General features: G+C 72.7%; 19 protein-coding genes. 14 read left to right on the top strand and 5 right to left on the bottom strand.

Going from position 1 to position 21,604, the window contains the following annotated elements; all coding sequences use genetic code 11:
• The first annotated feature begins 106 nt into the window (after nucleotides 1-106).
• The 4 genes from fabG (at nucleotide 107) to ACNAVT_RS24680 (ending at nucleotide 3,587) form a co-directional block, all read left to right on the top strand.
• The gene (gene fabG, locus ACNAVT_RS24695; RefSeq protein ID WP_416299543.1) at nucleotides 107-811 is read left to right on the top strand and encodes a 3-oxoacyl-ACP reductase FabG; all 705 of its coding nucleotides are present in this window, start codon (nucleotides 107-109) and stop codon (nucleotides 809-811) included.
• 51 nt (nucleotides 812-862) lie between these two features.
• Entirely contained in the window at nucleotides 863-1,630 is a 768-nt protein-coding gene (gene fabI, locus ACNAVT_RS24690) for an enoyl-ACP reductase FabI (RefSeq protein WP_416299542.1), read from the top strand.
• Between the two features lie 113 nt (nucleotides 1,631-1,743).
• A complete protein-coding gene (locus ACNAVT_RS24685) occupies nucleotides 1,744-2,772 on the top strand; it encodes a ferrochelatase (protein WP_416299541.1) in 1,029 nt (342 codons plus the stop codon).
• Nucleotides 2,721-3,587, top strand: coding sequence for an HAD-IIA family hydrolase (locus ACNAVT_RS24680; RefSeq protein ID WP_416299540.1), 867 nt, complete (start codon nucleotides 2,721-2,723; stop codon nucleotides 3,585-3,587). Before ACNAVT_RS24685 ends, ACNAVT_RS24680 begins: the two co-directional genes overlap by 52 nt.
• Before the next feature lie 37 nt (nucleotides 3,588-3,624).
• Here the strand turns inward: ACNAVT_RS24680 and ACNAVT_RS24675 are convergent, their stop codons facing one another.
• A complete protein-coding gene (locus ACNAVT_RS24675; protein WP_416299539.1) occupies nucleotides 3,625-4,419 on the bottom strand; it encodes a hypothetical protein in 795 nt (264 codons plus the stop codon).
• Nucleotides 4,420-4,592: 173 nt separating this feature from the next.
• Between ACNAVT_RS24675 and ACNAVT_RS24670 the strand changes: the two genes are divergently transcribed.
• Nucleotides 4,593-5,405, top strand: a complete 813-nt coding sequence (locus tag ACNAVT_RS24670; RefSeq protein ID WP_416299538.1) for a DUF3097 domain-containing protein — start codon at nucleotides 4,593-4,595, stop codon at nucleotides 5,403-5,405.
• 250 nt (nucleotides 5,406-5,655) lie between these two features.
• Here ACNAVT_RS24670 and ACNAVT_RS24665 read toward each other — a convergent pair whose 3' ends face one another.
• Nucleotides 5,656-6,969 carry a serine hydrolase domain-containing protein gene (locus ACNAVT_RS24665; RefSeq protein WP_416299537.1) on the bottom strand — a complete coding sequence of 438 codons (1,314 nt, stop codon included), beginning with the start codon at nucleotides 6,967-6,969 and terminating at the stop codon, nucleotides 5,656-5,658.
• A gap of 91 nt (nucleotides 6,970-7,060) precedes the next feature.
• Here ACNAVT_RS24665 and ACNAVT_RS24660 point away from each other — a divergent pair, with 91 nt between their 5' ends.
• From ACNAVT_RS24660 to ACNAVT_RS24645, 4 genes are all read left to right on the top strand, one after another.
• Nucleotides 7,061-7,534, top strand: a complete 474-nt coding sequence (locus tag ACNAVT_RS24660; RefSeq protein ID WP_416299536.1) for an NfeD family protein — start codon at nucleotides 7,061-7,063, stop codon at nucleotides 7,532-7,534.
• Nucleotides 7,535-7,539: 5 nt separating this feature from the next.
• The gene (locus ACNAVT_RS24655) at nucleotides 7,540-8,649 is read left to right on the top strand and encodes an SPFH domain-containing protein (protein WP_416299535.1); all 1,110 of its coding nucleotides are present in this window, start codon (nucleotides 7,540-7,542) and stop codon (nucleotides 8,647-8,649) included.
• Nucleotides 8,650-8,799: 150 nt separating this feature from the next.
• Nucleotides 8,800-9,624, top strand: coding sequence for a hypothetical protein (locus ACNAVT_RS24650; protein ID WP_416299534.1), 825 nt, complete (start codon nucleotides 8,800-8,802; stop codon nucleotides 9,622-9,624).
• Nucleotides 9,625-9,764: 140 nt separating this feature from the next.
• A complete protein-coding gene (locus tag ACNAVT_RS24645; RefSeq protein WP_416299533.1) occupies nucleotides 9,765-11,978 on the top strand; it encodes a transglycosylase domain-containing protein in 2,214 nt (737 codons plus the stop codon).
• Nucleotides 11,979-12,071: 93 nt separating this feature from the next.
• Here ACNAVT_RS24645 and ACNAVT_RS24640 read toward each other — a convergent pair whose 3' ends face one another.
• A complete protein-coding gene (locus ACNAVT_RS24640; protein WP_416299532.1) occupies nucleotides 12,072-12,482 on the bottom strand; it encodes a GNAT family N-acetyltransferase in 411 nt (136 codons plus the stop codon).
• A 128-nt stretch (nucleotides 12,483-12,610) separates the two neighbouring features.
• On the opposite strand from ACNAVT_RS24640, the gene ACNAVT_RS24635 reads away from it, so the two are divergent.
• The 4 genes from ACNAVT_RS24635 (at nucleotide 12,611) to ACNAVT_RS24620 (ending at nucleotide 17,716) form a co-directional block, all read left to right on the top strand.
• Nucleotides 12,611-13,168, top strand: coding sequence for a dihydrofolate reductase family protein (locus tag ACNAVT_RS24635; RefSeq protein WP_416299531.1), 558 nt, complete (start codon nucleotides 12,611-12,613; stop codon nucleotides 13,166-13,168).
• A gap of 113 nt (nucleotides 13,169-13,281) precedes the next feature.
• Nucleotides 13,282-14,103, top strand: a complete 822-nt coding sequence (locus ACNAVT_RS24630) for a TrmH family RNA methyltransferase (RefSeq protein ID WP_416299530.1) — start codon at nucleotides 13,282-13,284, stop codon at nucleotides 14,101-14,103.
• An 86-nt stretch (nucleotides 14,104-14,189) separates the two neighbouring features.
• On the top strand, nucleotides 14,190-15,641 hold the full coding sequence (argG, locus tag ACNAVT_RS24625; protein ID WP_416299529.1) for an argininosuccinate synthase: 1,452 nt from the start codon (nucleotides 14,190-14,192) through the stop codon (nucleotides 15,639-15,641).
• Between the two features lie 44 nt (nucleotides 15,642-15,685).
• On the top strand, nucleotides 15,686-17,716 hold the full coding sequence (locus ACNAVT_RS24620; protein WP_416299572.1) for a PucR family transcriptional regulator: 2,031 nt from the start codon (nucleotides 15,686-15,688) through the stop codon (nucleotides 17,714-17,716).
• Nucleotides 17,717-17,743: 27 nt separating this feature from the next.
• On the opposite strand, the gene ACNAVT_RS24615 is transcribed toward ACNAVT_RS24620, so the two are convergent.
• Complete coding sequence (locus tag ACNAVT_RS24615; protein WP_416299528.1) at nucleotides 17,744-19,093, bottom strand: hypothetical protein; 1,350 nt, start codon at nucleotides 19,091-19,093, stop codon at nucleotides 17,744-17,746.
• An 86-nt stretch (nucleotides 19,094-19,179) separates the two neighbouring features.
• Between ACNAVT_RS24615 and murD the strand changes: the two genes are divergently transcribed.
• Nucleotides 19,180-20,526 carry a UDP-N-acetylmuramoyl-L-alanine--D-glutamate ligase gene (murD, locus tag ACNAVT_RS24610; protein ID WP_416299527.1) on the top strand — a complete coding sequence of 449 codons (1,347 nt, stop codon included), beginning with the start codon at nucleotides 19,180-19,182 and terminating at the stop codon, nucleotides 20,524-20,526.
• Between the two features lie 79 nt (nucleotides 20,527-20,605).
• Here the strand turns inward: murD and ACNAVT_RS24605 are convergent, their stop codons facing one another.
• Entirely contained in the window at nucleotides 20,606-21,529 is a 924-nt protein-coding gene (locus ACNAVT_RS24605) for a LysR family transcriptional regulator (protein WP_416299526.1), read from the bottom strand.
• Nucleotides 21,530-21,604: the final 75 nt, after the last annotated feature.

Here is a 21,604-nt window from a genome sequence, read left to right as displayed (position 1 = left end):
GCCGGCACGTCGTACCCAGGGGTGACGTGGCATGCCGTTAGCGCTTACCTGCCGGTAACCCCTAGGCTCCGGACGACCGAGAGATCAGCTGAGCAGAGGGGGACCCGTGGCCCGTACCGTGCTGGTGACCGGCGGAAACCGGGGGATCGGCCTGGCCATCGCGCAGGCCTTCGCCAAGCAGGGTGACCGGGTGGCGGTGACCCACCGCAGCGGCGCGGCCCCGGAGGGGCTGTTCGGGGTGAAGTGTGACGTGACCGACTCCGAGTCGGTGGACGCCGCCTTCGCCGCGGTGGAAGCGGAGCTGGGCCCGGTCGAGGTGCTGGTCGCCAACGCCGGCATCACCGACGACACGCTGCTGATGCGGATGTCCGAGGAGCAGTTCACCGGGGTGCTGGACACCAACCTGACCGGAGCGTTCCGCTGCGCCAAGCGGGCCTCGACGAAGATGCTCCGGGCGAAGTGGGGCCGGATGATCTTCATCTCCTCGGTGGTCGGCCTCTACGGCGGCGTCGGCCAGGTCAACTACGCGGCCAGCAAGGCCGGCCTGGTGGGCGTGGCCCGCTCGATCACCCGGGAGCTGGGCAGCCGCAACATCACCGCCAACGTGGTCGCGCCGGGCTTCATCGACACCGACATGACCGCCAAGCTGCCCGAGGAGCGCCGCACCGAGTACCGCAAGGCCATCCCGGCCGGCCGGTTCGCCGACCCGGACGAGGTCGCCGGCGTGGTCACCTGGCTCGCCTCGGACGCGGCCGGCTACATCTCCGGCGCCGTGATCCCGGTCGACGGCGGCCTGGGCATGGGTCACTGAGCAACGCCTCGGCACAGGTCTTTCAGAGAGACGACGGAGGAAATCGCAAACATGTCCGGACTGCTCGCCGGTAAGCGGCTGCTGGTCACCGGCGTCATCACCGACGCCTCGATCGCCTTCTCCGTGGCGAAGCTCGCCCAGGAGAACGGCGCCCAGGTCGTGCTCACGGGCTTCGGCCGGCTCTCCCTGGTCGAGCGGATCGCCAAGCGGCTGCCCGAGCCGGCCCCGGTGATCGAGTTGGACGTGACCAACGCCGAGCAGCTGGCCGGCCTCGCCGACAAGGTGCGCGAGCACGTCGACGGCCTGGACGGGTTGGTGCACTCGATCGGCTTCGCGCCGCAGAGCTGCCTCGGCGGCGGCTTCCTGGACGCACCGTGGGAGGACGTGGCGACCGCGCTGCACGTCTCGACGTACTCCTACAAATCCCTGGCCATGGCGGCGCTGCCGCTGATGCCGGCGGGTGGCTCCGTGGTCGGCCTCACCTTCGACGCCTCCAAGGCGTGGCCGGTCTACGACTGGATGGGCGTGGCCAAGGCCGGGCTGGAGTCCGCCTCCCGGTACCTCGCCCTGCACCTGGGCAAGCGGGGCATCCGCAGCAACCTGGTCGCCGCCGGTCCGCTGCGCACCGTCGCCGCCAAGTCCATCCCCGGCTTCGAGCAGTTCGAGGACGCCTGGGCCGAGCGTGCCCCGCTGGGCTGGGACCTCACCGACCAGGAGCCGGCCGCCCGGGCGTGCCTGGCGCTGCTGTCGGACTGGTTCCCGGCCACCACCGGCGAGATCGTCCACGTCGACGGCGGCTACCACGCCATCGGCGCCTGACCGGTACGAACAGGGCCCCTTTTCCACGTCTCGTGGGTCAGGAGGGGCCCGGTTGACGCCCGGGCCCGGGGCCGTCGCAGGGCCGTGACCGCCGTCGGGGGAGAATGGTGCCCATGTACGACGCGTTGGTGCTGGTCTCCTTCGGCGGCCCGGAGCGGCCCGAGGACGTGATGCCCTTCCTGCAGAACGTGACCCGGGGGCGGGGCGTGCCCCCGGAGCGGCTCGAAGAGGTGGTCCAGCACTACCTGCACTTCGGCGGGGTGTCCCCGATCAACCAACAGTGCCGGGAGCTGCTCGCGGCGATCCGCGAGGACTTCGCCGCGGGCGGCGTCGACCTGCCGGTCTACTGGGGCAACCGGAACTGGGACCCGATGCTCGCCGACACCGTGGCGCGGATGCGCGACGACGGGGTGAAGCGGGCCCTGGCGTTCGTCACCAGCGCGTACGGCGGCTACTCCTCCTGCCGGCAGTACCAGGAGGACATCGCCGCGGCCCGGGCCGCGGTCGGCCCGGACGCCCCGGTGATCGAGAAGCTGCGCCAGTTCTGGGACCACCCCGGCTTCGTCGAGCCGCACGCCGACGCGGTGCGGACGGCGCTGGCCCAGCTCGACCCGGCGAAGCGGGACAGCACCCGGCTGGTCTTCACCGCGCACTCCGTCCCGACCTCGATGGCCGCCACCGCCGGCCCGCACGGCGGCCGCTACACCGCCCAGCTCGCGGAGACCGCCCGGCTGGTGCACGCCACCGCCGCGCCGGACCTGCCGTACGACCTGGTCTGGCAGAGCCGCTCCGGGCCGCCGCAGGTGCCGTGGCTGGAGCCGGACATCAACGACCACCTGGCCACCCTCGCCGGAGAGGGCGTGACCGCCGTGGTGGTCAGCCCGATCGGGTTCGTCTCCGACCACCTCGAGGTGGTCTGGGACCTGGACACCGAGGCGCTGGAGACGGCCAAGCAGCTCGGCCTGGACTTCGTCCGCGCCGGCACCCCCGGCACCGACCCGCGTTTCGTGGCCATGGTGCGTGAACTGGTCCTGGAACGGACCGCCCCGGACGGAGAGCGGCTGCGCCGCCGCCTCGGCGAGCTGCCCATGTGGGACACCTGCCCGACGCCGTGCTGCGTGCCCCCGGCCCGCCGTCCCTGAACCTGACCGACCTCTCGACACCCCTGGGACGACAGATGCATGACCGCAAGCCGGTGCAGAGCTGGCTCACCGACATGGACGGCGTGTTGGTGCACGAGGGCCAGCCGGTGCCCGGCGCGCCCGAGTTCATCAAGAAGCTGCGTGCCTCCGGCAAGCCGTTCCTGGTGCTGACCAACAACTCGATCTACACCCCGCGTGACCTCCAGGCCCGGCTGGCCCGGATGGGGCTGGACGTGCCGGAGGAGTCGATCTGGTCGTCCGCCCTGGCCACCGCCCAGTTCCTGGCCGACCAACGGCCGGGCGGCACCGCGTACGCGATCGGTGAGGCGGGCCTGACCACCGCCCTGCACGCGGTGGGGTACGTGCTCAGCGACTTCGCCCCGGACTACGTGGTGCTGGGGGAGACCCGCACCTACAGCTTCGAGGCGATCACCAAGGCGGTCCGGCTGATCAACGACGGGGCCCGGTTCATCTGCACCAACCCGGACGCGACCGGCCCGTCGGTCGAGGGCGCGCTGCCGGCCGCCGGCTCGGTGGCCGCGATGATCTCCAAGGCGACCGGGGTGGAGCCGTACTTCGTGGGCAAGCCCAACCCGATGATGATGCGTTCGGCGTTGAACACCATCGAGGCGCACTCGGAGAGCACCGCGATGATCGGCGACCGGATGGACACCGACATTCTCTGCGGCCTGGAGGCGGGGCTGGAGACGATCCTGGTGCTCACCGGGATCAGCAGCCGGACGGAGGCGGAACGCTACCCGTACCGGCCGTCCCGGATCGTCAACTCGGTCGCCGACCTGATCGACGAGGTCTGAGCCGCACAGGACTGGCGGCGGGCCTACGGCCGCGCGGTCAGAGACGCAGCGGGGCGTTGCAGGCGGCCACCAGGGCCTGCCGGCACGCTGTGGTGAGCGGGCGCAGCGCAGCGTCCCGTTGCTGCGCCTCGTAGGTGTTCACCGCCCCGCCCGGGGCGCTCTCCCCGGCCAGGGCGAGCACCCGGTCCAGCACGGCCGCGCGGGCGAAGAGCCGGCGTGCCCGCGGGTCGAATCCGGGCGGCAGGTCGGTGGCGCCGTCGGGGCGGCGCAGCGCCGCGAGGGCGCCGGCCAGCTCGGGCCGCCACTGGGCGACGTCGAGCCGGGTGAGCGCGGCGGTCGTCTCGGCGAGCGCGGCGGCCAGTTCGGCCTCCGCCTCGGCCGCGCCGGGCACCGCGAGGGACGCCTTCGGCGCGTCGGCCGGCAGCGGGTACACCCGCCAGAGCACGGTCTCCCAGGTCATCCCCGAGCCGGAGGTGTGGGTGCGCACCTCCGGGACCAGGCCGAGCCCGCTGGCCACCACCGCCTCGCCGGCGAGCAGCGCCGCGCCGGCGAAGTCGCCCGGGCCGGGCAGGCCGCGCGGGTCGCCCGGGGCGGGCAGCACGAGGCGGATCTCGTCCGGGGAGAGCTTCGCCAGGCTGGGCAGCGCCTCTCGCAGGGAGACGTCGGTCCAGGTGCCGGGGGCGTCCGCGACCAGGTGCTCCTCGTCGCCGGCGATCTCTTCGGCGACCTCGTCGAAGGGCACCAGGCCGGCCCGCCAGGCACGTGCCCAGGCAACGAAGCGGCTCGACCGGCGCGGAGCCAGCGTGGCCGCGCCCGTTACGGGGGAGGACATGCCGAAAGGGTACGTGCTCGCCGCCGCCGCTGTCTCGGCTGCCGCACCGGCGGCGTGGCCTGCCCCCAACTACCCCCTTCGCCCCTTTTCTGCGCCGCATCGCGGCCCATCGGACAGCCCGTCGGACGGCGCGTCGGCGGGCGACGCGCCGGGCCGCTGATTAGCGTGATCACATGGCGGGGCGATACGGCGAGGACGTGCTGGCGGGGGACTGGCGACGGCGGAAGGTCACCCCGGAGGTGGACGCCGAACCGGACCTGGTCGTCGAGGACGCCGACTCCGGGTTCTGCGGCGCCGTCGTCGGCTTCGACTCGGGGGCCGTGGTGCTGGAGGACCGGCACGGCCGGCGGCGCAACTTCCCACTGCTGCCCGCCGCGTTCCTGCTCGACGGCCAGCCGGTCACCCTGCGCCGGCCGGCCCGCGCCCCGGTGCCCGCGGCCCGGCGGCGCACCGCCTCCGGCTCCATCGCGCTGGCCAACGTTCGGGCCCAGGTGGCCAAGGCCAGCCGAATCTGGGTCGAGGGCGTGCACGACGCGGCGCTCGTGGAGCGGATCTGGGGCGACGACCTGCGCATCGAGGGCGTGGTGGTGGAGCCCCTGGACGGCATCGACGCCCTTGCCGCCGAGGTACGCGCCTTCGAACCCGGCCCGGGCCGCCGGCTCGGCGTGCTCGTCGACCACCTGGTGGCCGGCTCGAAGGAGAGCCGGATCGTGGCGGCCGTGACCTCGCCGCACGTCCTCGTCACCGGCCACCCGTACGTGGACGTGTGGCAGGCGGTGAAGCCGAAGGCGCTGGGCATCCCGGCCTGGCCGGTGGTGCCGCCGGGACGGCCCTGGAAGGAGGGGGTCTGCGCGGCCCTCGGGGTGGCCGAGCCGGCGGACATGTGGCGGCACATCCTGTCCCGGGTGAACAGCTTCGCCGACGTGGAGACGCCACTGATCAACGCCATGGAGCGGTTGATCGACTTCGTCACGGAGCCCGGCTGAGCCGTCGGGTTGCGGTCGGGGCCCGCCGATCTGGCGGGACGGCGAGCAGCTACCGCGCTGAGTGGGTGCCTGGCTTGGGCTCGTCGGGCGGCAGCGGTCCGTACGGGCGCGGCCCCGGGCTGGGTGGCTCGGGTTCGGTAGCCGAGGGGTTTCCGTGTGCTACGAGCTTGATGACGTGAATGGATCGGGGACGGGTGAGTCGTTTGCGTCATCAAGTTCGTAGCGGCTCAACCGGATCCGGTCGCGGAGGTCAGGGCTCCTGGTCGGGGGTGCGGGTGAAGACGAACGTGGCGATGTCCAGTGCCACCGGGTGCCCGGCCTCGTCCCGGAGCACGGTGAGGATCTCACCGTCCTGGGAGCCGCAGCGGCCGCGCCAGCGGTCCGGGCCCTCAGGGGTGAAGCGGAGCAGCGGCTGGCCGACCGGGCCGCCCACCAGGTCACCGGCCGCGTCCGGGCGGAACTCGTACTCCAGGCCCATCCACCACCAGCGGCCGGTCAGCTCGGCCAGCTCGGGGGCCGGCGGACCGGCTGGCCGCCACGGGGTGGGCGGGGCCGGCTCGGCGTCCAGCACCAGGGTGAGTACCTCGCGGGCCAGGCCGACGATGTGGTGCCCGCGGCTGAGGCCGTAGGCGTTGGCGAAGTCCACCACGGCGGTACGGCTGGGCCGGTGCACCGCGAGGCCGGCGATGTAACCGGGCATCGAGCCGCCGTGGCCGACGTACACCCGGTCGCCGACCCGGTAGAGCTCCACGCCGAGGCCGTGTCCGCCGGTCCACGAGTCCAGGTCGCTGATCACCACCGGCGCGCACATCTCGGTGAGCGTGGCCGGGGCGAGCACGTCCGGGGCCGGGTCGGCCAGGAACGCGGCCCAGCGACCGAGGTCCGCCACGGTCGACCAGAGCTGGCCGGCCGGCGCCATCGCCCCCGTGTCGGTGCGGGGTTCCTCGCGCAGCGTGTCGTGCCAGGGGTGCACCACGTAGCCCCGGGCGTACGGCTCGGTCGGGTGGTAGGTGGTGCGCCGCATGCTCAGGGGTTCGAGGAGCCGCTCCCGGAGCAACTCGGCCCAGGGCGTCCCGGTGATCCGCTCCAGCACCCCGCCGAGCAGCCCGTACGCCAGGTTGGAGTAGTGGTAGACGCGGTGCGGCGGGTGCGCGATCTTCGCCGGCGTCAGCCCGGCGATCAGGCCGGCCAGGTCGGCCCCCTCGGTCCGCTCCCACCACCGCCCCTCCGGTTCCCGCTGCAGGCCGCTGGCGTGCCCGAGCAGCTGGCGCAGGGAGAGCGCGCCGACCGGGGTGCCGGGCAGGTGCTTGTCCAGCGGGTCGTCCAGGGCCAGCCGGCCGGCGTCGCGCTGCTGCATCACCAGCACGGCGGTCATGGTCTTGCTGATCGAGCCGATCCGGTACTGCAGGTCCGCGTCGGGGGTGGGGTGGTCGCCGGCGAGCGCCACGCGGGCGAGCTCGCCGTCGCGTACCACGCCGAGGGCGAGTGACGGTCCGCGACCCTCGGCCTGGGCCCGGCTGACCAGCGTGTCCACGGCGCGGGCGGTCTCGGGCAGCAGGCGCATGTGGTTCTCCTCGTCGCGTCGGTGCGATCCATCGAGATTAGGTGATCATGACAGTTCGATGACACGTGCGTCGGCGTGTCACGATCGTGGGGTGGACGCCGTGTTGTGGATCGTGCTGGGTGTGTTGTTGGCGGTCGCCGAGATTTTCACGACGACGCTGTTCCTGATCATGTTCGCGGCAGGGGCGTTCGCCGCCGCCGGAGCCGCCGCGCTCGGCGCTCCGGTCGCGCTTCAGGCGCTGGTCTTCGCCGTCGTCTCCACGCTCTGCGTGTTGGGTGTCCGGCCGGTCATCCGGCGGCACGCACGGCCGGCGCTGGAGGGCGGCGAGCAGGCGTTCGGCGTCGAGGCGCTCGAGGGGACGACAGCCCTGGTGGTCGAGCCGGTCGACGTCGAGCGCGGCCTGATCAAGATCGACGGCGAGTTGTGGAGCGCCCGGGCGTACGACGCGACGCGGAGCTACGCCGCAGGCGAGCGGGTGCAGGTGATAAAGGTTCGGGGCGCCACCGCCCTGGTCTGGCAGGACGAGATTTCCACCCCGGGCGCACTGCCCGAAGCGAAAAGGTGAGCGGTATGACGTTTGTAGCGGTCCTGTTGATCGCCGTGGCGGTGATCGTCGTGGTGACGCTGGCGAAGGCGGTGCGGATCGTGCCGCAGCAGCGGCAGGACGTGGTGGAACGGCTGGGGCGGTACAAGCGGACCCTGAACCCGGGGCTGAACCTGCTCGTGCCCTACATCGACGCGGTGCGCACCAAGGTCGACATGCGGGAGCAGGTGGTCAGCTTCCCGCCGCAGCCGGTGATCACCTCGGACAACCTGGTCGTCTCGATCGACACCGTGCTCTACTTCAAGGTGGTCGACTCGGTCCGTGCCACCTACGAGATTTCCAACTTCCTTCAGGCCATCGAGCAGCTCACCGTTACCACGCTGCGTAACGTGATCGGCTCGCTGGACCTGGAGCGGGCGCTGACCAGCCGGGAGGAGATCAACCGGCACCTCTCCGGCGTGCTGGACGAGACCACCGGTCGGTGGGGCATCAAGGTCACCCGGGTCGAGATCAAGGCGATCGAGCCGCCGCCGAGCATCCGCGACTCGATGGAGAAGCAGATGCGCGCCGAGCGGGACCGCCGTGCCGCGATCCTGAACGCCGAGGGTCTCAAGCAGTCGCAGATCCTCACCGCCGAGGGCGAGAAGCAGGCCGCCGTGCTGCGTGCCGACGGTGACCGGCAGGCCCGGATCCTCCAGGCGGAGGGCCAGGCCAAGGCGATCCGCACCGTCTTCGACGCGATCCACCAAGCCAACCCGAGCCAGAAGGTGCTCGCCTACCAGTACCTCCAGGCGCTGCCGCAGATCGCCAACGGCTCCGCGAACAAGGTCTGGATCGTGCCGGCCGAGCTGACCAAGGCCCTGGAGGGCATGGGCGGCGCGCTGGGCGGGCTGGCCAACATGGTCGGCGACGTGCCGTCGCCGGAGGCCAGCAAGGGTGCCGGCGAGGTGGAGCGGGAGGCCGCCGAGGCGGCGCAGGCCGCCGCCAGCGCCGCCCAGGAGATCCACGACGAGGTCCGCGTCGCCGAGGCGCAGGCCACCGGCGGCAACGCCCCGCAGCAGGGTCTGCCGGCCCCCGAGCCGGTCTCGCCGGAGAGCCTGGTCAACGACCCCTCGGACCAGCGCGAGCGGGGCTGAGAAGGGCCGTCCGGCCACCGGACGGCAAAAGCGAGAAAGTCTCATGCGGCGCCCCGGTGCCTGCCACCATCGGTCTGAAGGACGGGTGGTGACCAGGAACCGGGGCGCCGAATGCGTCCCGCGCCGCCCGCAGGCGGAGCGAGGTGAGGCATGAAGGAGCCGGCGAAGAGCCTGTTCTCCAAGGAACTGTTCTCCAGAGAACCGGTTCCCGGCGCGCACGATCCCGCCGGACCGCTCGGCACCCGGCGAACCGGGGGCGGGTTCGGCGTGCTGCCGTTCGTCTCCGATCCGGGACGGGTCGCCCCAGCCACCAACGCGAGCTGGGCCTGGTCGGTACGCCGGTTCGCCCGCGCGGCGGTCTGGCTGCTGCCCGCGTACGCGATCCTCTACGGCCTGGTCGCGATGGCCAGCGACGGCGGGGTGGGCAACGACCCCTACCCGGCCAACGGCCGGCCGCTCTACCTGGTCGGCTGGGTGGCCGCGGTGTGGCTCGGGCTGCTCGCGCTGCTGGCGCTCACCGGCCTGCTCGCCGCCACCCGGTGCCGTAGGGTCGCCGCGGCCGGGCTGCTGGTCAGCATCGCCGGCGTCGTGCTGATGCTGCCCTTCGCCGGGCTGACCGAGCAGGCACCGGTCTTCGGCACCACCGCGCGCACCCTCGTCCTGGTCGGCGCCACCTGCTACAGCATCGGGTGGTTCCTCACCGGGTGGTCGGTCGCTCGGTCCGGGATGTTCGCCTACGGCGACGGGATCATGCTGATGATCGCCGCTCCGCTGCTCGGCCTCGGTGGCGCGCTGGTCGGTTCGTTGCAGACCTTCGGCGCGATCTTCGCGCTGGTCGCCGGCCTCGGCATCGGCTACCGCTCCGGGCGCCTGGTGCCGGCCGCAATTGCCCGCGACGCCATCGCCGCCAGCGTCACCGCCACCCCGGCCCCGCCATCCGGCTCCTCCCCGAACGGCCCGCTGGCCGCCGGCTGACCGGTTCCGCCCGCTCCGGCGGCGACCACGAAGTTGGCGGCGTTCCCGCAGGTGGGAGTGGCTGGAAAGACACCGTGAAGTAGCTGACAGTTGGCTGGCGGGGTGGTCGGTTGGCGGCATTCGCGGCAATCCTGGAGCCCATGCCGTCTCCCCGGTCGCCGCTGTCGCGGCTCCTCACCGTGCTGCTCGCCGGCGTCCTCGCCGGGCTCGTCCTCGCGGTCGCCGTGCTGCCCGGCAATCTGCTCGGCGGATTCGTCGCCAAGGCGGCCCTCGGGGCGTACGCGGACCTGCCCGACGCGCTGCGCACCCCCGCACAGCCCCAGCGCTCCTACCTCTACGCCAACGACGGCAAGACCCTGATCACGACGTTCTACGACGTCAACCGCACCGATGTGCCGCTGGCGGAGATCGCCCCGGTCATGCGGAAGGCGATCGTGGCCGCCGAGGACCGCCGCTTCTACTCCCACGGCGGTGCCGACCTGCGCGGCCTCGCCCGTGCCCTGGTCGCCAACGTCACGGGCGGCGGCACCGAGCAGGGCGGCTCCACGCTGACCATGCAGTACGTCCGCAACGTGCTCAAGACCGACCCCACCCGCACCGCCGAGGAGCGGCAGGCCGCCACCGACCAGACCATGGGGCGCAAGATCCAGGAGATCCGGTACGCGAACGCCCTGGAGAAGACCCTCAGCAAGGACGAGATCCTCAACCGCTACCTCAACATCGCGTACTTCGGCTCCGGGGCGTACGGCGTCGCCGCGGCCAGCCAGCGCTACTTCGGCAAAGCACCCGCCGACCTGACCCTGGCCGAGGCGGCCCTGCTCGCCGGCCTGGTCCAGTCGCCCGACGCGTACAGCCCGATCGGCGGGGACAAGGACAAGGCGCTCCAGCGCCGGGCGTACGTGCTCGACTCGATGGTCGAGACCGGCGCGATCACCGCGCAGCAGGCCGCCGCGGCCAAGGCGGAACCGCTCACCCTGCACGCGACCGCCCAGCCCAACGGCTGCACCGCGGTCACCCAGGGGCACGACGACTGGGGCTTCTTCTGCGACTACCTGCGGCAGTGGTGGCTGGCCCAGCCGGCCTTCGGCAACACCGTCAAGGAGCGTGAGCAGGCGCTGCGCCGGGGCGGCTACACGGTGGTCACCTCGCTGGACCCGAAGATCCAGGAGACCGCGCAGAAGCAGACCACCGCGATCTACGGCTACAGCAACAAGCGCGCCCTGCCGATCGCCGCGGTCGAGCCGGGCACCGGCCGGGTGCTCGCCATGGCGGTCAACCGGCACTACAGCCTGGCCGACAACCCGGCCGGGCAGGCCAACCGCCCGAACACCGTCAACCCGCTGATCTCCGGCGGGGCCAGCGTGCACGGCTACCAGGCCGGGTCGACGTTCAAGATGTTCACCATGCTCGCCGCGCTGGAGTCCGGCAGGCCACTGTCCACCGGCTTCGACGCCCCGGCCAAGCTGTCGACCCGCTACGCCTCGGACGCCGAGGGCAACTGCGGCGGCAAGTGGTGCCCGGCCAACGCCAACCCGCAGTGGATGGACGGCTACCGGATGATGTGGGACGGCTTCGGCCGCTCCGTGAACACCTACTTCGTCTGGCTGGCCGAGCAGGTCGGCCCGGAGAAGGCGGTGGAGATGGCGCAGCGGCTCGGCATCACCTTCCGGGCCGACTCCGACGCCGCCTTCGCCACGGACAACGCGGAGAACTGGGGCGCGTTCACCCTGGGCGTGGCGGCCACCACCCCGCTCGACCTGGCCAACGCGTACGCGACCGTGGCGGCCGAGGGGACGTACTGCACTCCGCTGCCGGTGGTCTCGGTGACCGCCGCCAACGGCGAGAAGGTCAACGTCGGCCAGCCGTCCTGCAAGAAGGTCCTTGACCCCGACGTGGCCCGGGCCGCGACCGACGCGGCCCGCTGCCCGGTCGGCCAGCAGTCGGCGTACGGGCAGTGCAACGGCGGCACAGCCACCTCGGTTGACCGGATCGTCGGCCGGCCGGTCGCCGGCAAGACCGGTAGCTCCGAGCAGAACGCCACCGAGACCTTCGTCGGGTTCACCCCGCAGGTGGCCGTCGCCGGCATCGCGGCCAACCCCGACGACTCGACCGACCTGGTCGGCTCGGCGGTGCAGGCCAGGGTGATCGACGCCGTCGCCCGGGTGATCAAGACGGCGGTGGACGGCAAGCCGGTGCAGGGCTTCACCGCGCCGAGTCCTGAGCTGGCCGGCGATCCGCAGCGCCCGCAGCCGCAGCAGACCCCGGACTGGCAGCAGCAGCAGCAACAACAGCAGCAGGACCAGGGCCTCCCGCCGAACCTCATGCGCTGGCTCCAGGGCCGCGGGCGCGGCTGACCGTCGCGACCCCGACCGGGCCCCCGCCGTCCTTCCTGGTGACGGCGGGGGCTTCAGTCCGACGGTTTCCGGCTGCCGTGGGCGCCGGGTGGGTCAGCGCGGGCCGACCCGGAACATGCCGGTCATCTCGTCGTGGACGGCGTAGCCGAAGCGGCGGTAGAGGCTGACCGACTGCCCGGCCGCGAACAGCCCGACGAAGGTACGGGACGAGGCCCGGCCGGCGATCCACTCCTCCAGCCGGCCGAGGATCGCCGCGCCCACCCCGCGCCGCTGCCGCTCGGGCACCACGGCGAGGTCCTGGAGGTAGTAGTAGATCGCGCCGTCGCCGACCAGCCGGCCGATGCCGATCACCCGGTCGCCCTCGACCGCCACCACCGCGTGCAGTGAGGCGGCCAGCGAGGCCGGGATCGCCGCCGGGTCGTACGCCTCGGTCCAGCCGACGGCGGTGGTGACGTCGACGAACTCCTCGACCGTGGGCAACCGGTCCACCAGGCGGTACTCCATGATCCGGAATCTATCCGGGCGTGCCCGTGGTCGGTGGAGAGAATTCCGCTCCCGGTGTCGGATCCCGTCCGGCGGCTCCGACCCACCGGTGAGCGCGCCCGCCGGGGCGCCACGAGCAGGAGGACACCATGCGCAAGCTCGTCTACTGGGTGCACCAGTCCGTCGACGGCTTCATCGAGGGGCCGAACGGTGAGTTCGACTGGCCGGCCATGGGGCCGGAGTTGTCCGCGTACTCCTTCGAGCTGGCCGACCGGGCCGACACCTTCCTCTACGGCCGCAAGGTCTGGGGCCTCATGTCCTACTACTGGCCCCGCGCCGAGGAGCTGTCCCAGCACCCGCACGACCTGAAGTTCGCCCCCGTCTGGCGGCGTACCTCGAAGGTCGTCATCTCGCGCAGCCTGGAGAGCGCCGAGTACGGCGCCCGGGTGATCGGCCGCGACCTGGCCGCCGAGGTCGCCGAGCTGAAGGCCCAGCCCGGCAAGGAGCTGCTGCTCACCGGGGGCTCGGGGGCGGCCGCGGCGCTCACCGACCTGGGCCTGATCGACGAGTACCAGGTGGTCGTGCACCCGGTGGTGCTGGGCGGTGGCACGCCGGTCTTCCCCGGCAAGGACCGACTCGACCTGCGCCTGGTGGAGACGCGGGGATTCGACGGCCGCTCGGTGCTGCTGCGCTACACGCGGGCGTGAGGTGGGTGGGGCGGCCCGGAGCGGGGGCCGCCGCCCACCACTCGGCGTGGCCGGGGCCATCGCCGGCCCGCCCGGTGCCCGGAACAGCGGAGCTGGCCAGGCAGAATCGTCGGGTGCCCGTCCACGAGATCACCGACCCCGACGACGACCGGATCGCCGACTACCGCGCGCTGACCGACGTCGAGCTGCGGACCCGCTGGGAACCTCCGCACGGCCTGTTCATCGCCGAGGGGGAGTTGGTGCTGCGGCGGGCACTGCGGGCCGGCTACCCGGCCCGGTCCTACCTGGTCGACGCCAAGCGGGTGGACCAGCTCGCCGACCTCGACACGGGTGACGCGCCGGTCTACGCGGCCACCCAGGAGGTGCTCCAGCGGGCCACCGGCTTCCACGTGCACCGGGGTGTGCTCGCCTCGTTCCGCCGCAAGCCACTGCCCTCCGCCGCCGAGGTGCTCGCCGACTCCCGCCGGGTGGTGATCCTGGAGGACGTCAACAACCACACCAACCTTGGCGCGGTTTTCCGGGGGGCCGCCGCGCTCGGCATCGACGCGGTGCTGCTGTCGCCGTCGTGCGCCGACCCGCTCTATCGACGCAGCGTGCGGGTCAGCATGGGGGAGGTGTTCGCGGTGCCGTACGCCAAGCTCGAGCGCTGGCCTGCGGGTTTGGACCAGGTGCGGGAAGCGGGCTTCACCGTGCTCGCCATGACGCCGGCTCCGGACGCCGTACCGATCCAGCGGTTGGCTCCGGCGCAGCGCGAGCGGGCGGCGTTGCTGCTGGGAGCCGAGGGCCCCGGCCTCACCGCGGCGGCCCAGTCCGCCAGCGACGTACGGGTGGTCATCCCGATGCGGCGCGGAGTGGACTCGTTGAACGTCGCCGCCGCTGCGGCGGTGGCGTTCTGGGAACTGGGTCGCGACGATCCGCCGTTCGGCAGCGGATAGCCGCCCGCACGTGTGTGGCCTGCTGACGCCCGTCCCGTCGAGCGTTCGGCTTGCATGACCATGCGCTCTGGTGAATAATCTTCCTCGTGTCCAAGGTTCTCACCTCCCTGCCCATCGGCGAACGTGTCGGCATCGCCTTCTCCGGCGGCCTCGACACCTCGGTCGCGGTCGCGTGGATGCGCGACAAGGGCGCCGTTCCCTGCGCCTACACCGCCGACATCGGCCAGTACGACGAGCCCGACATCGTCTCGGTGCCCGGTCGCGCGCTCAGCTACGGCGCCGAGGTCGCCCGCCTGGTCGACTGCCGCGCCGCCCTGGTCGAGGAGGGCCTGGCGGCGTTGACCTGCGGGGCGTTTCACATCCGCTCGGGCGGGCGGGCGTACTTCAACACCACCCCGCTGGGCCGGGCCGTGACCGGGACCCTGCTGGTGCGGGCGATGATCTCGGACGACGTCCAGATCTGGGGCGACGGCTCGACCTTCAAGGGCAACGACATCGAGCGGTTCTACCGGTACGGCCTGCTGGCCAACCCGCAGCTGCGCATCTACAAGCCGTGGCTCGACACCGACTTCGTCACCGAACTGGGCGGGCGTAAGGAGATGTCGGAGTGGCTGCTCGAACGCGGCCTGCCCTACCGGGACAGCACCGAGAAGGCATACTCCACCGACGCCAACATCTGGGGCGCCACGCACGAGGCGAAGACCCTCGAGCACCTCGACACCGGCATCGAGACGGTCAACCCGATCATGGGAGTCCGGTTCTGGGATCTGTCGGTGGAGATCCCGACCGAGGATGTCACGATCGGCTTCGACCAGGGCCGCCCGGTGACGATCAACGGCAAGGAGTTCGGCAGCCCCGTCGATCTGGTGCTGGAGGCCAACGCCATCGGCGGCCGGCACGGCCTGGGAATGTCGGACCAGATCGAGAACCGGATCATCGAGGCCAAGAGCCGGGGCATCTACGAGGCGCCCGGCATGGCGCTGCTGCATGCCGCGTACGAACGGCTGGTCAACGCCATCCACAACGAGGACACCCTGGCGAACTACCACAACGAGGGCCGCCGCCTCGGCCGGCTGATGTACGAGGGGCGCTGGCTGGACCCGCAGGCGCTGATGCTGCGCGAGTCGTTGCAGCGCTGGGTCGGCACGGCGGTCACGGGCGAGGTGACGCTGCGGCTGCGCCGGGGCGAGGACTACTCGATCCTGGACACCACCGGCCCGGCGTTCAGCTACCACCCCGACAAGCTGTCGATGGAGCGTACCGAGGACTCGGCGTTCGGCCCGTCGGACCGGATCGGCCAGCTCACCATGCGCAACCTGGACATCGCCGACTCGCGGGCGAAGCTGGAGCAGTACGCCACCCTTGGCATGGTCGGCGGCGCGACCCCCCAGCGGATGGTCGGCGCCGCACAGGCCGCCTCGACCGGGCTGATCGGTGCGATGCCACAGGGCGGCGCGGAAGCCATCGCCTCCCGGGGCGTCTCCTCCGGCGACGACGAGGCACTCGACCGCGCCGCGATGGAGTTCGGCGTCGACTGAGCGACGCCTCGGGAAGGGAGCCGCCGCCACCCGCGGTGGCAATGCTGGGAACTCGGCCGCGACGACCCGCTCTGATTCCGCCGGCAGGTTCTTCTAGATCGGCGGTGACGCACGGTAGCGTGTCGCCCGTGTTCCCTACCGTCCGTGAGGTGCTCGCCCTGGTGCCGGTACGCCACGGCGCCCCGCGCCTGGTGGCCGGTGACGCGGGCCTGGACCGGCCGGTCCGGTGGGTGCACGTGGCCGAGGTGCCGGACATCGCCACCCTCCTCGGCGGCGGCGAGCTGGTGCTCACCACCGGCATCGGACTGCCCGCCGACGACGCCGGGCTGCGCGCGTTCGTCGGCGAACTGGCCGACGTGGGGGTCTCCGGGCTGGTGGTCGAGCTGGGCCGCCGCTACATCAGTGGAGTGCCGCGGGTGATGGCGGCCGTCGCCGAACGGCGTGGGCTGCCCCTGGTCGAGTTGCGCCGGGCCACCCCCTTCGTGCGGATCACCGAGGCGGTGCACGCGCTGATCGTGGACGCCCAGCTCACCGAGCTGCGCGCCACCGAGGAGATCCACCAGCGGTTCACCGAGCTGTCCGTGGAGGGCGCCGGCGCCGCCGAGGTGGTGCGGCAGGCCGCCGAGCTGTCCGGGTGCCCCGTGGTGCTGGAGAACCTCTCCCGACAGGTGCTCGCCTACGACCCGGCGGGGCAGAGCGCCGAGCTGCTGCTCGACGGCTGGGAGCAGCACTCGCGGCGGATCCGTCCCGCCGGACGCACCGCGTACGACCCGGACAGCGGGTGGCTGGTGACCACCGTCGGCGCGCGCGGCCAGGACTGGGGGCGGTTGCTGCTGCGCTGGCCTGCCGGCGGAGAGCTGACCACCGGGCGGGCGCCGGCGGTCGACGACGTCGACTTCGACCCGGAGATTGCCCCCGCTGACGTCGCCCCCGCTGATTCGACGGCCGACGGCGACCGGGACGACCAGACGGCCTCCGGTCGGGCCGCCGGGGCGCACGCCACCGGCGTGGGCACCCTGCCCAGCCGGCTCACGATCCTGATCGAACGGGCTGCCTCCACCCTCGCCCTCGGCCGGCTGATCCGACGCGACGCCGAGGGGCTGGAACGCCAGATCCACCGCACCCTGCTCACCGCCCTGCTCGACCACTCCCGTCCGGTGGACGAGGTGGCGCTGCGGGCGAAGGCGCTCGGCGTGCCGCTGGACCGCCGGCACCTGGTCGGCGTGGTGGTCCGCTACCGGGCCGACGACCCGGCCGGGGAGAGCGCGGCCCCGGGCGTCGACGCCGGGCCGGAGGCCGGTCCGGCCCGGCTGCGCGACCTCGCCGAGGCGGTCGGCCAGGCGCTGCGGGAGGCCAAGCTCACCGGCCTGACCAGCGCCGTCGACGACCATGCCGTGGGGGCGCTGCTCGCGCTCGCCGATCCGGCCGCCGAGGAGAAGGCGCTCGCCGCGTTCGCCGCGGCGCTGCGTCGGGTACGCCTCGATGCCGCCCCGGCCCGCCCGCCGGCCCCTCGGTCCGCCTCCCGCCCGGTCGACGCGGCCACCCGTCCCGTCGTCGTCGCGCCGCGAGTTCCCGACGGCTCGACCCGTTCGGCCCTCTCCGGCGCGTCCAGGGCACCCGGCCCGGCGGCGGTGATCATCGCCGCCGGATCGGGGGTGGGCAGCCTGCGGGAGGCGGGCCGGTCGCTGGTCGAGGCGCGGCAGATCGCCGAGGCGGCCCGCCGGGATCGCCGGGACCTGGCGATCTTCCGGCTGCCGCACGTCGGGTTGGCCGGGCTGCTGCACCTGCTGCGGGACGAACCGCGGTTGCAGATCTTCGTCGAGCGGGAGCTCGGCGCGCTGCTGGCGTACGACGCCCGGCACCCCCGCGAGCAGTTGCTCGACACCCTGCGGGCGTATCTGGAGAACGGCCGGAACAAGTCCGCGGCGGCCGTCGCCGCGCACCTGTCCCGGCCGGCGTTCTACGAGCGGCTGGCCCGCATCGGCCGGATCCTCGACGTCGACCTCGACTCGGTGCAGGCCTGCCTCTCCCTGCACGTCGCCCTGCTGGCCCTCGACGCCGTCCGCACCCCCTGACCACGCCGCCCGGGCCCGCGGTGCGGCTCAGGTGAGGGCAGTGAGAGCCTTCGCGTAGGCGGGCGGGACGAAGTTCGGGCCGCCCGGGGTGAAGACGTCGGAGGTCGCGGCCGCCGACCAGGCGGTGTCCGGCAGGGCGTCCACCAGGGCGCGGACCACCGGGGCGTCGCGCCACTGCGGCTGCTGGGCGAGCAGGCTCAGCGCCACCACCGACTCCTCCACCTCGCCGACGCACTCGAACGGCTTGTGCCCGTCCACGCCGAGCAGCTCGCGATAGCCGGCGATCTGCGTGGTGTCGGCGAGCAGGTCGCCGCCGAAGATGCGGGTGATCCGCTCCCGGGACATGAACGGCGCCATGGCCAGGAAGACGAACCGGCACTTCGGGCAGTCCCGGCACCAGCGCTCGCTCGCGTCGCGCAGCTTGAACGCGGCGTTGCAGCTGGTCACCACCGCGTCGTACCGGTCGATCTCGGCGAAGAGCCGGGCGATGTGCAGCTCGGACAGCGACCGCAGCAACGAGAAGTACGGCTCGGTGAGCCCGGCGTGCTCCGCCAGGGCCGCCCGCAGCAGGCCCTCCGCCTCGACGCCCTTGGACCACTGGTGGTTGATCTCGTGCCCGTTCCAGACCAGGTTCGGGTCGGACGCCGAGCGCTCGTTGGACATCACCACCGGCCCGAGCCCGTGCAGCACGGCGGTCGCGACGGCGATCAGCGAGTTGATCGCGGTGACCGGGATGTGCCCGTTGAGCGCGCCGGCCGCGTTGAGGTCGAACAGCACCGGGTCGATCCGCCGCCGGGCGGCGAGGGGCACCAGGTCGGACGCCTCGTTGACCGAGACGATGACGTGGTTGGGGTTGACCGAGAAGGGCACCGGGTCGAAACCGGCCCGACGCAGCGCCTCCAGGCTGACGATGGAGTCCTTGCCCCCGCCGACGGCGGACAGCGGCCGGCGGTCCGAGTCGTCGTACACCCGGGGTGGGGCGACCTCGCCGGCCGGCACCTCCGGGCGCAGCTCCAGCACGTGCGGCAGCTGGTTGCGGTACGCGTACTCGGCGAGGCCCTTGGTGTAGACGGCGGTGACCAGCTCGACGGCGGCCGCGCCCAGCGGTGTCGGCAGCACCAGCCGGCGCGGTGCGGCGGCCTTGTAGTAGCTGACCCCCGCGACGACGTGCAGCAGCTCGAGGACCCGGGTAAGGGTGGCCGCGGTCTCGTCCGACACGGGCTGCGCCGGCAGGGGAAGGGTGATCGCCTCGGTGAACCGCTGCTCGCCGTCCGGGCCGGTCAGGGCGTAGTCGAACAACACCTCGCCGGTGGCGAAGTCGATCGAGTAGGACGGGAAGGTGAAGGCGTCCATCCGCCGGAGCTGCTCGTTGGGCACACGCCATAATAGGCCCTGGTTCGTCCGGCCGTGTCCGGCGTGCCGGACCGTGCGTCGACCGCCGTCGCCCACTCTGAGGAGAGCCTGTGCGCCTGTCTGATCTGCGCGGACGTCACGTCGCCGTGTGGGGGGCCGGCCGGGAGGGTCGGGCCGCGGTGATCGCGATCGCCGCGCACGGCCCGGCCGGTCTGGTCGCCGTGGACGACAGTGCCAACTTCCTCAGCCTGCCGTGGGAGGGGGCGGTCGCCGCTGCCGCGCCGCTGGTGACCGGCGAGGAGGGGTTCGCCCGGCTGGCCGCGGCCGAGGTGGTGGTCCGCTCGCCGGGGGTGCCGAGCACCCACCCCTGGATGGTCGAGCTGCGCCGGCGGGCCGTCCCGGTCACCCAGGGCAGCGCGCTCTGGATGGCCGACCACGCGGACCGGACGGTCGGGGTCACCGGCAGCAAGGGCAAGAGCACCACGTCGAGCCTGATCAGTCACCTGCTCGCCGCGATGGACCGGCCCAACGTCTTCGGCGGCAACATCGGCGTGCCGTTGCTCGACCTGCCCGAGGCCGAGCTGTACGTGCTGGAACTGTCCAGCTACCAGTGCGCCGACCTGACCGACTCGCCCCGGGTGGCCGTGGTCACCGCGCTCTTCCCCGAGCACCTCGACGCGCACGGCGGCGAGCGGGAGTACTACCGGGACAAGCTCAACCTGATCGCGCACGGCCCGCACACGGTGGTGGTCAACGGCGCCGATCCGCGGCTCGCCCTGGAACTGGGGGACCGGGCCGCGGTGCGGGCCGGCCTGCCGGACGCCACCCACGTCGCCTCCGGCCCGGACGGCACCCGCTGGTTCCACCTGCGGGACACCCCGCTGTTCCCGCGTGAGGTGCTGCCGCTGGTGGGCCGGCACAACGAGAGCAACCTGTGCGTCGCGCTCGCCGTGCTGGACGCGCTCGGCGTCGACGTGGTCGGCCGCAAGGACAGCCTCGCCGTGGCGGTCGCCGGGTTCCAGGGGCTCGCCCACCGGCTCACCGAGATCTCCGACCCGTCGGGGGTCACCTTCGTCGACGACACCCTGGCCACCAGCCCGTACGCGGCCATGCACGCGATCGACGCGTACGAGGGACGGCCGCTGACGGTGATCGTCGGGGGGACCGACCGGGGCCTGGACTACGCCCCGCTGCGCGACCACCTGGCCGATCGGGAGATCACCGTGATCGGCATCCCGGACAGCGGCCCCCGGATCGTCGAGGCGCTCGCCGGGCTGCCGGCGGTGCGGACCGAGGTCGCCGAGGATCTGGTCGCCGCGGTGGGACTGTCCCGCAAGCTCACCCCGGCCGGCGGGGTGGTGCTGCTCTCCCCGGCGGCCCCGAGCTACGGCCGGTTCCGCAACTTCGAGCACCGCTCGGAGGTCTTCGCGCAGGCGGTCGTCGACACCGCCCGCTGAGGTCCCGGCCGTCCACGGTCGCCTCGGCCCCGGGGTGGCCCCCGGCTCAGGCTTGCGGGGCGAGCCCGCGACGAGGCGATCAGGTCGGCTGACGGGACCGGAGGGTGACCGCCTGGAGGAGGGCGTCCCGGCACGCCTGGACGGCGGGGTGCCGGCTGCGGCTGCGGCGTACGACGGTGAAGACGCGGCGGGTGCGCTGGCTGCGGGGGAGTTGCCGCAGTGTGACGGTTGTGGGCTGTCCGCTCCAGACGAGGTCGGGCAGGAAAGCGGCGGCGTGCCCCTGCTCGACGAGGCGAAGGTGGAGCAGGAGGTCGGTGGTTTCGAAGCGTACGTCGGGTTCGAAACCGGCGGTGCGGCACAGGGTCATCGCCCAGTGTCGCGCGGCGGTGCCTTCGGGTTCCATCACCCACGGGTGGTCGGCGAGGGAGCGCAGCGCTGCCATGGGGCCGTGCGTGTCCGGGGCGCCGGCTGTTGTGGGCAGTGCGAGGTGCAGGGGGTCGTCGAGCAGGTCTGCCTGTTCGAGTTCGGCTGGCCGCAGGTTGGGGTTGCCGGGGTATTCCTCGGCCAGGACCAGGTCGAAGTCGCGGGCGTGCAGGGCGGGCAGGGCCTTTTCGGGTTCCATCTGCGTGACGTGTACGCGTAGCTGCGGGTGTTGGTCGCGCAGCAGGCCGAGTGCGGCCGGGACCAGGGCCAGGGCGGCGGTCTGGAACGAGGCGATGCGCAGTGTGCCGGTCAGATCGGCCAGGGAGGCGGCGATGTCCGTCTCCGCGCGCTCCAGGCGTTCGAGAACCGCTTCGGTGTGGGCGACGAGGATCTCGGCCTGCTCGGTCAGCCGCACCCGCCGGCCGACCGGTTCCAGCAGCCGGACGCCGACCTCCGCTTCCAACTGCGAGAGCTGCTGAGAGACGGAGGAAGGGGCGTAGGACAGGGCGCTGGCGACCGCAGCCAGTGTGCCGCGGTGCTTGAGCTCGCGCAGCAGGCGCAGTCGGTGCAGATCGAACAAGGCGGTCGCTCTCCTCGCCGTCGCGCCGCAACCTCTAATGGTCGGTTTTCCCGACGAGTATAGGTCGGAAACATC

The sequence above is a fragment of the Micromonospora sp. SL4-19 genome (genome assembly GCF_047921475.1).
GTDB lineage: Bacteria > Actinomycetota > Actinomycetes > Mycobacteriales > Micromonosporaceae > Micromonospora.
The sequence above is the reverse complement of the archived record's forward strand: the minus strand, read 5'-3'. Positions and strand labels throughout refer to the sequence as shown.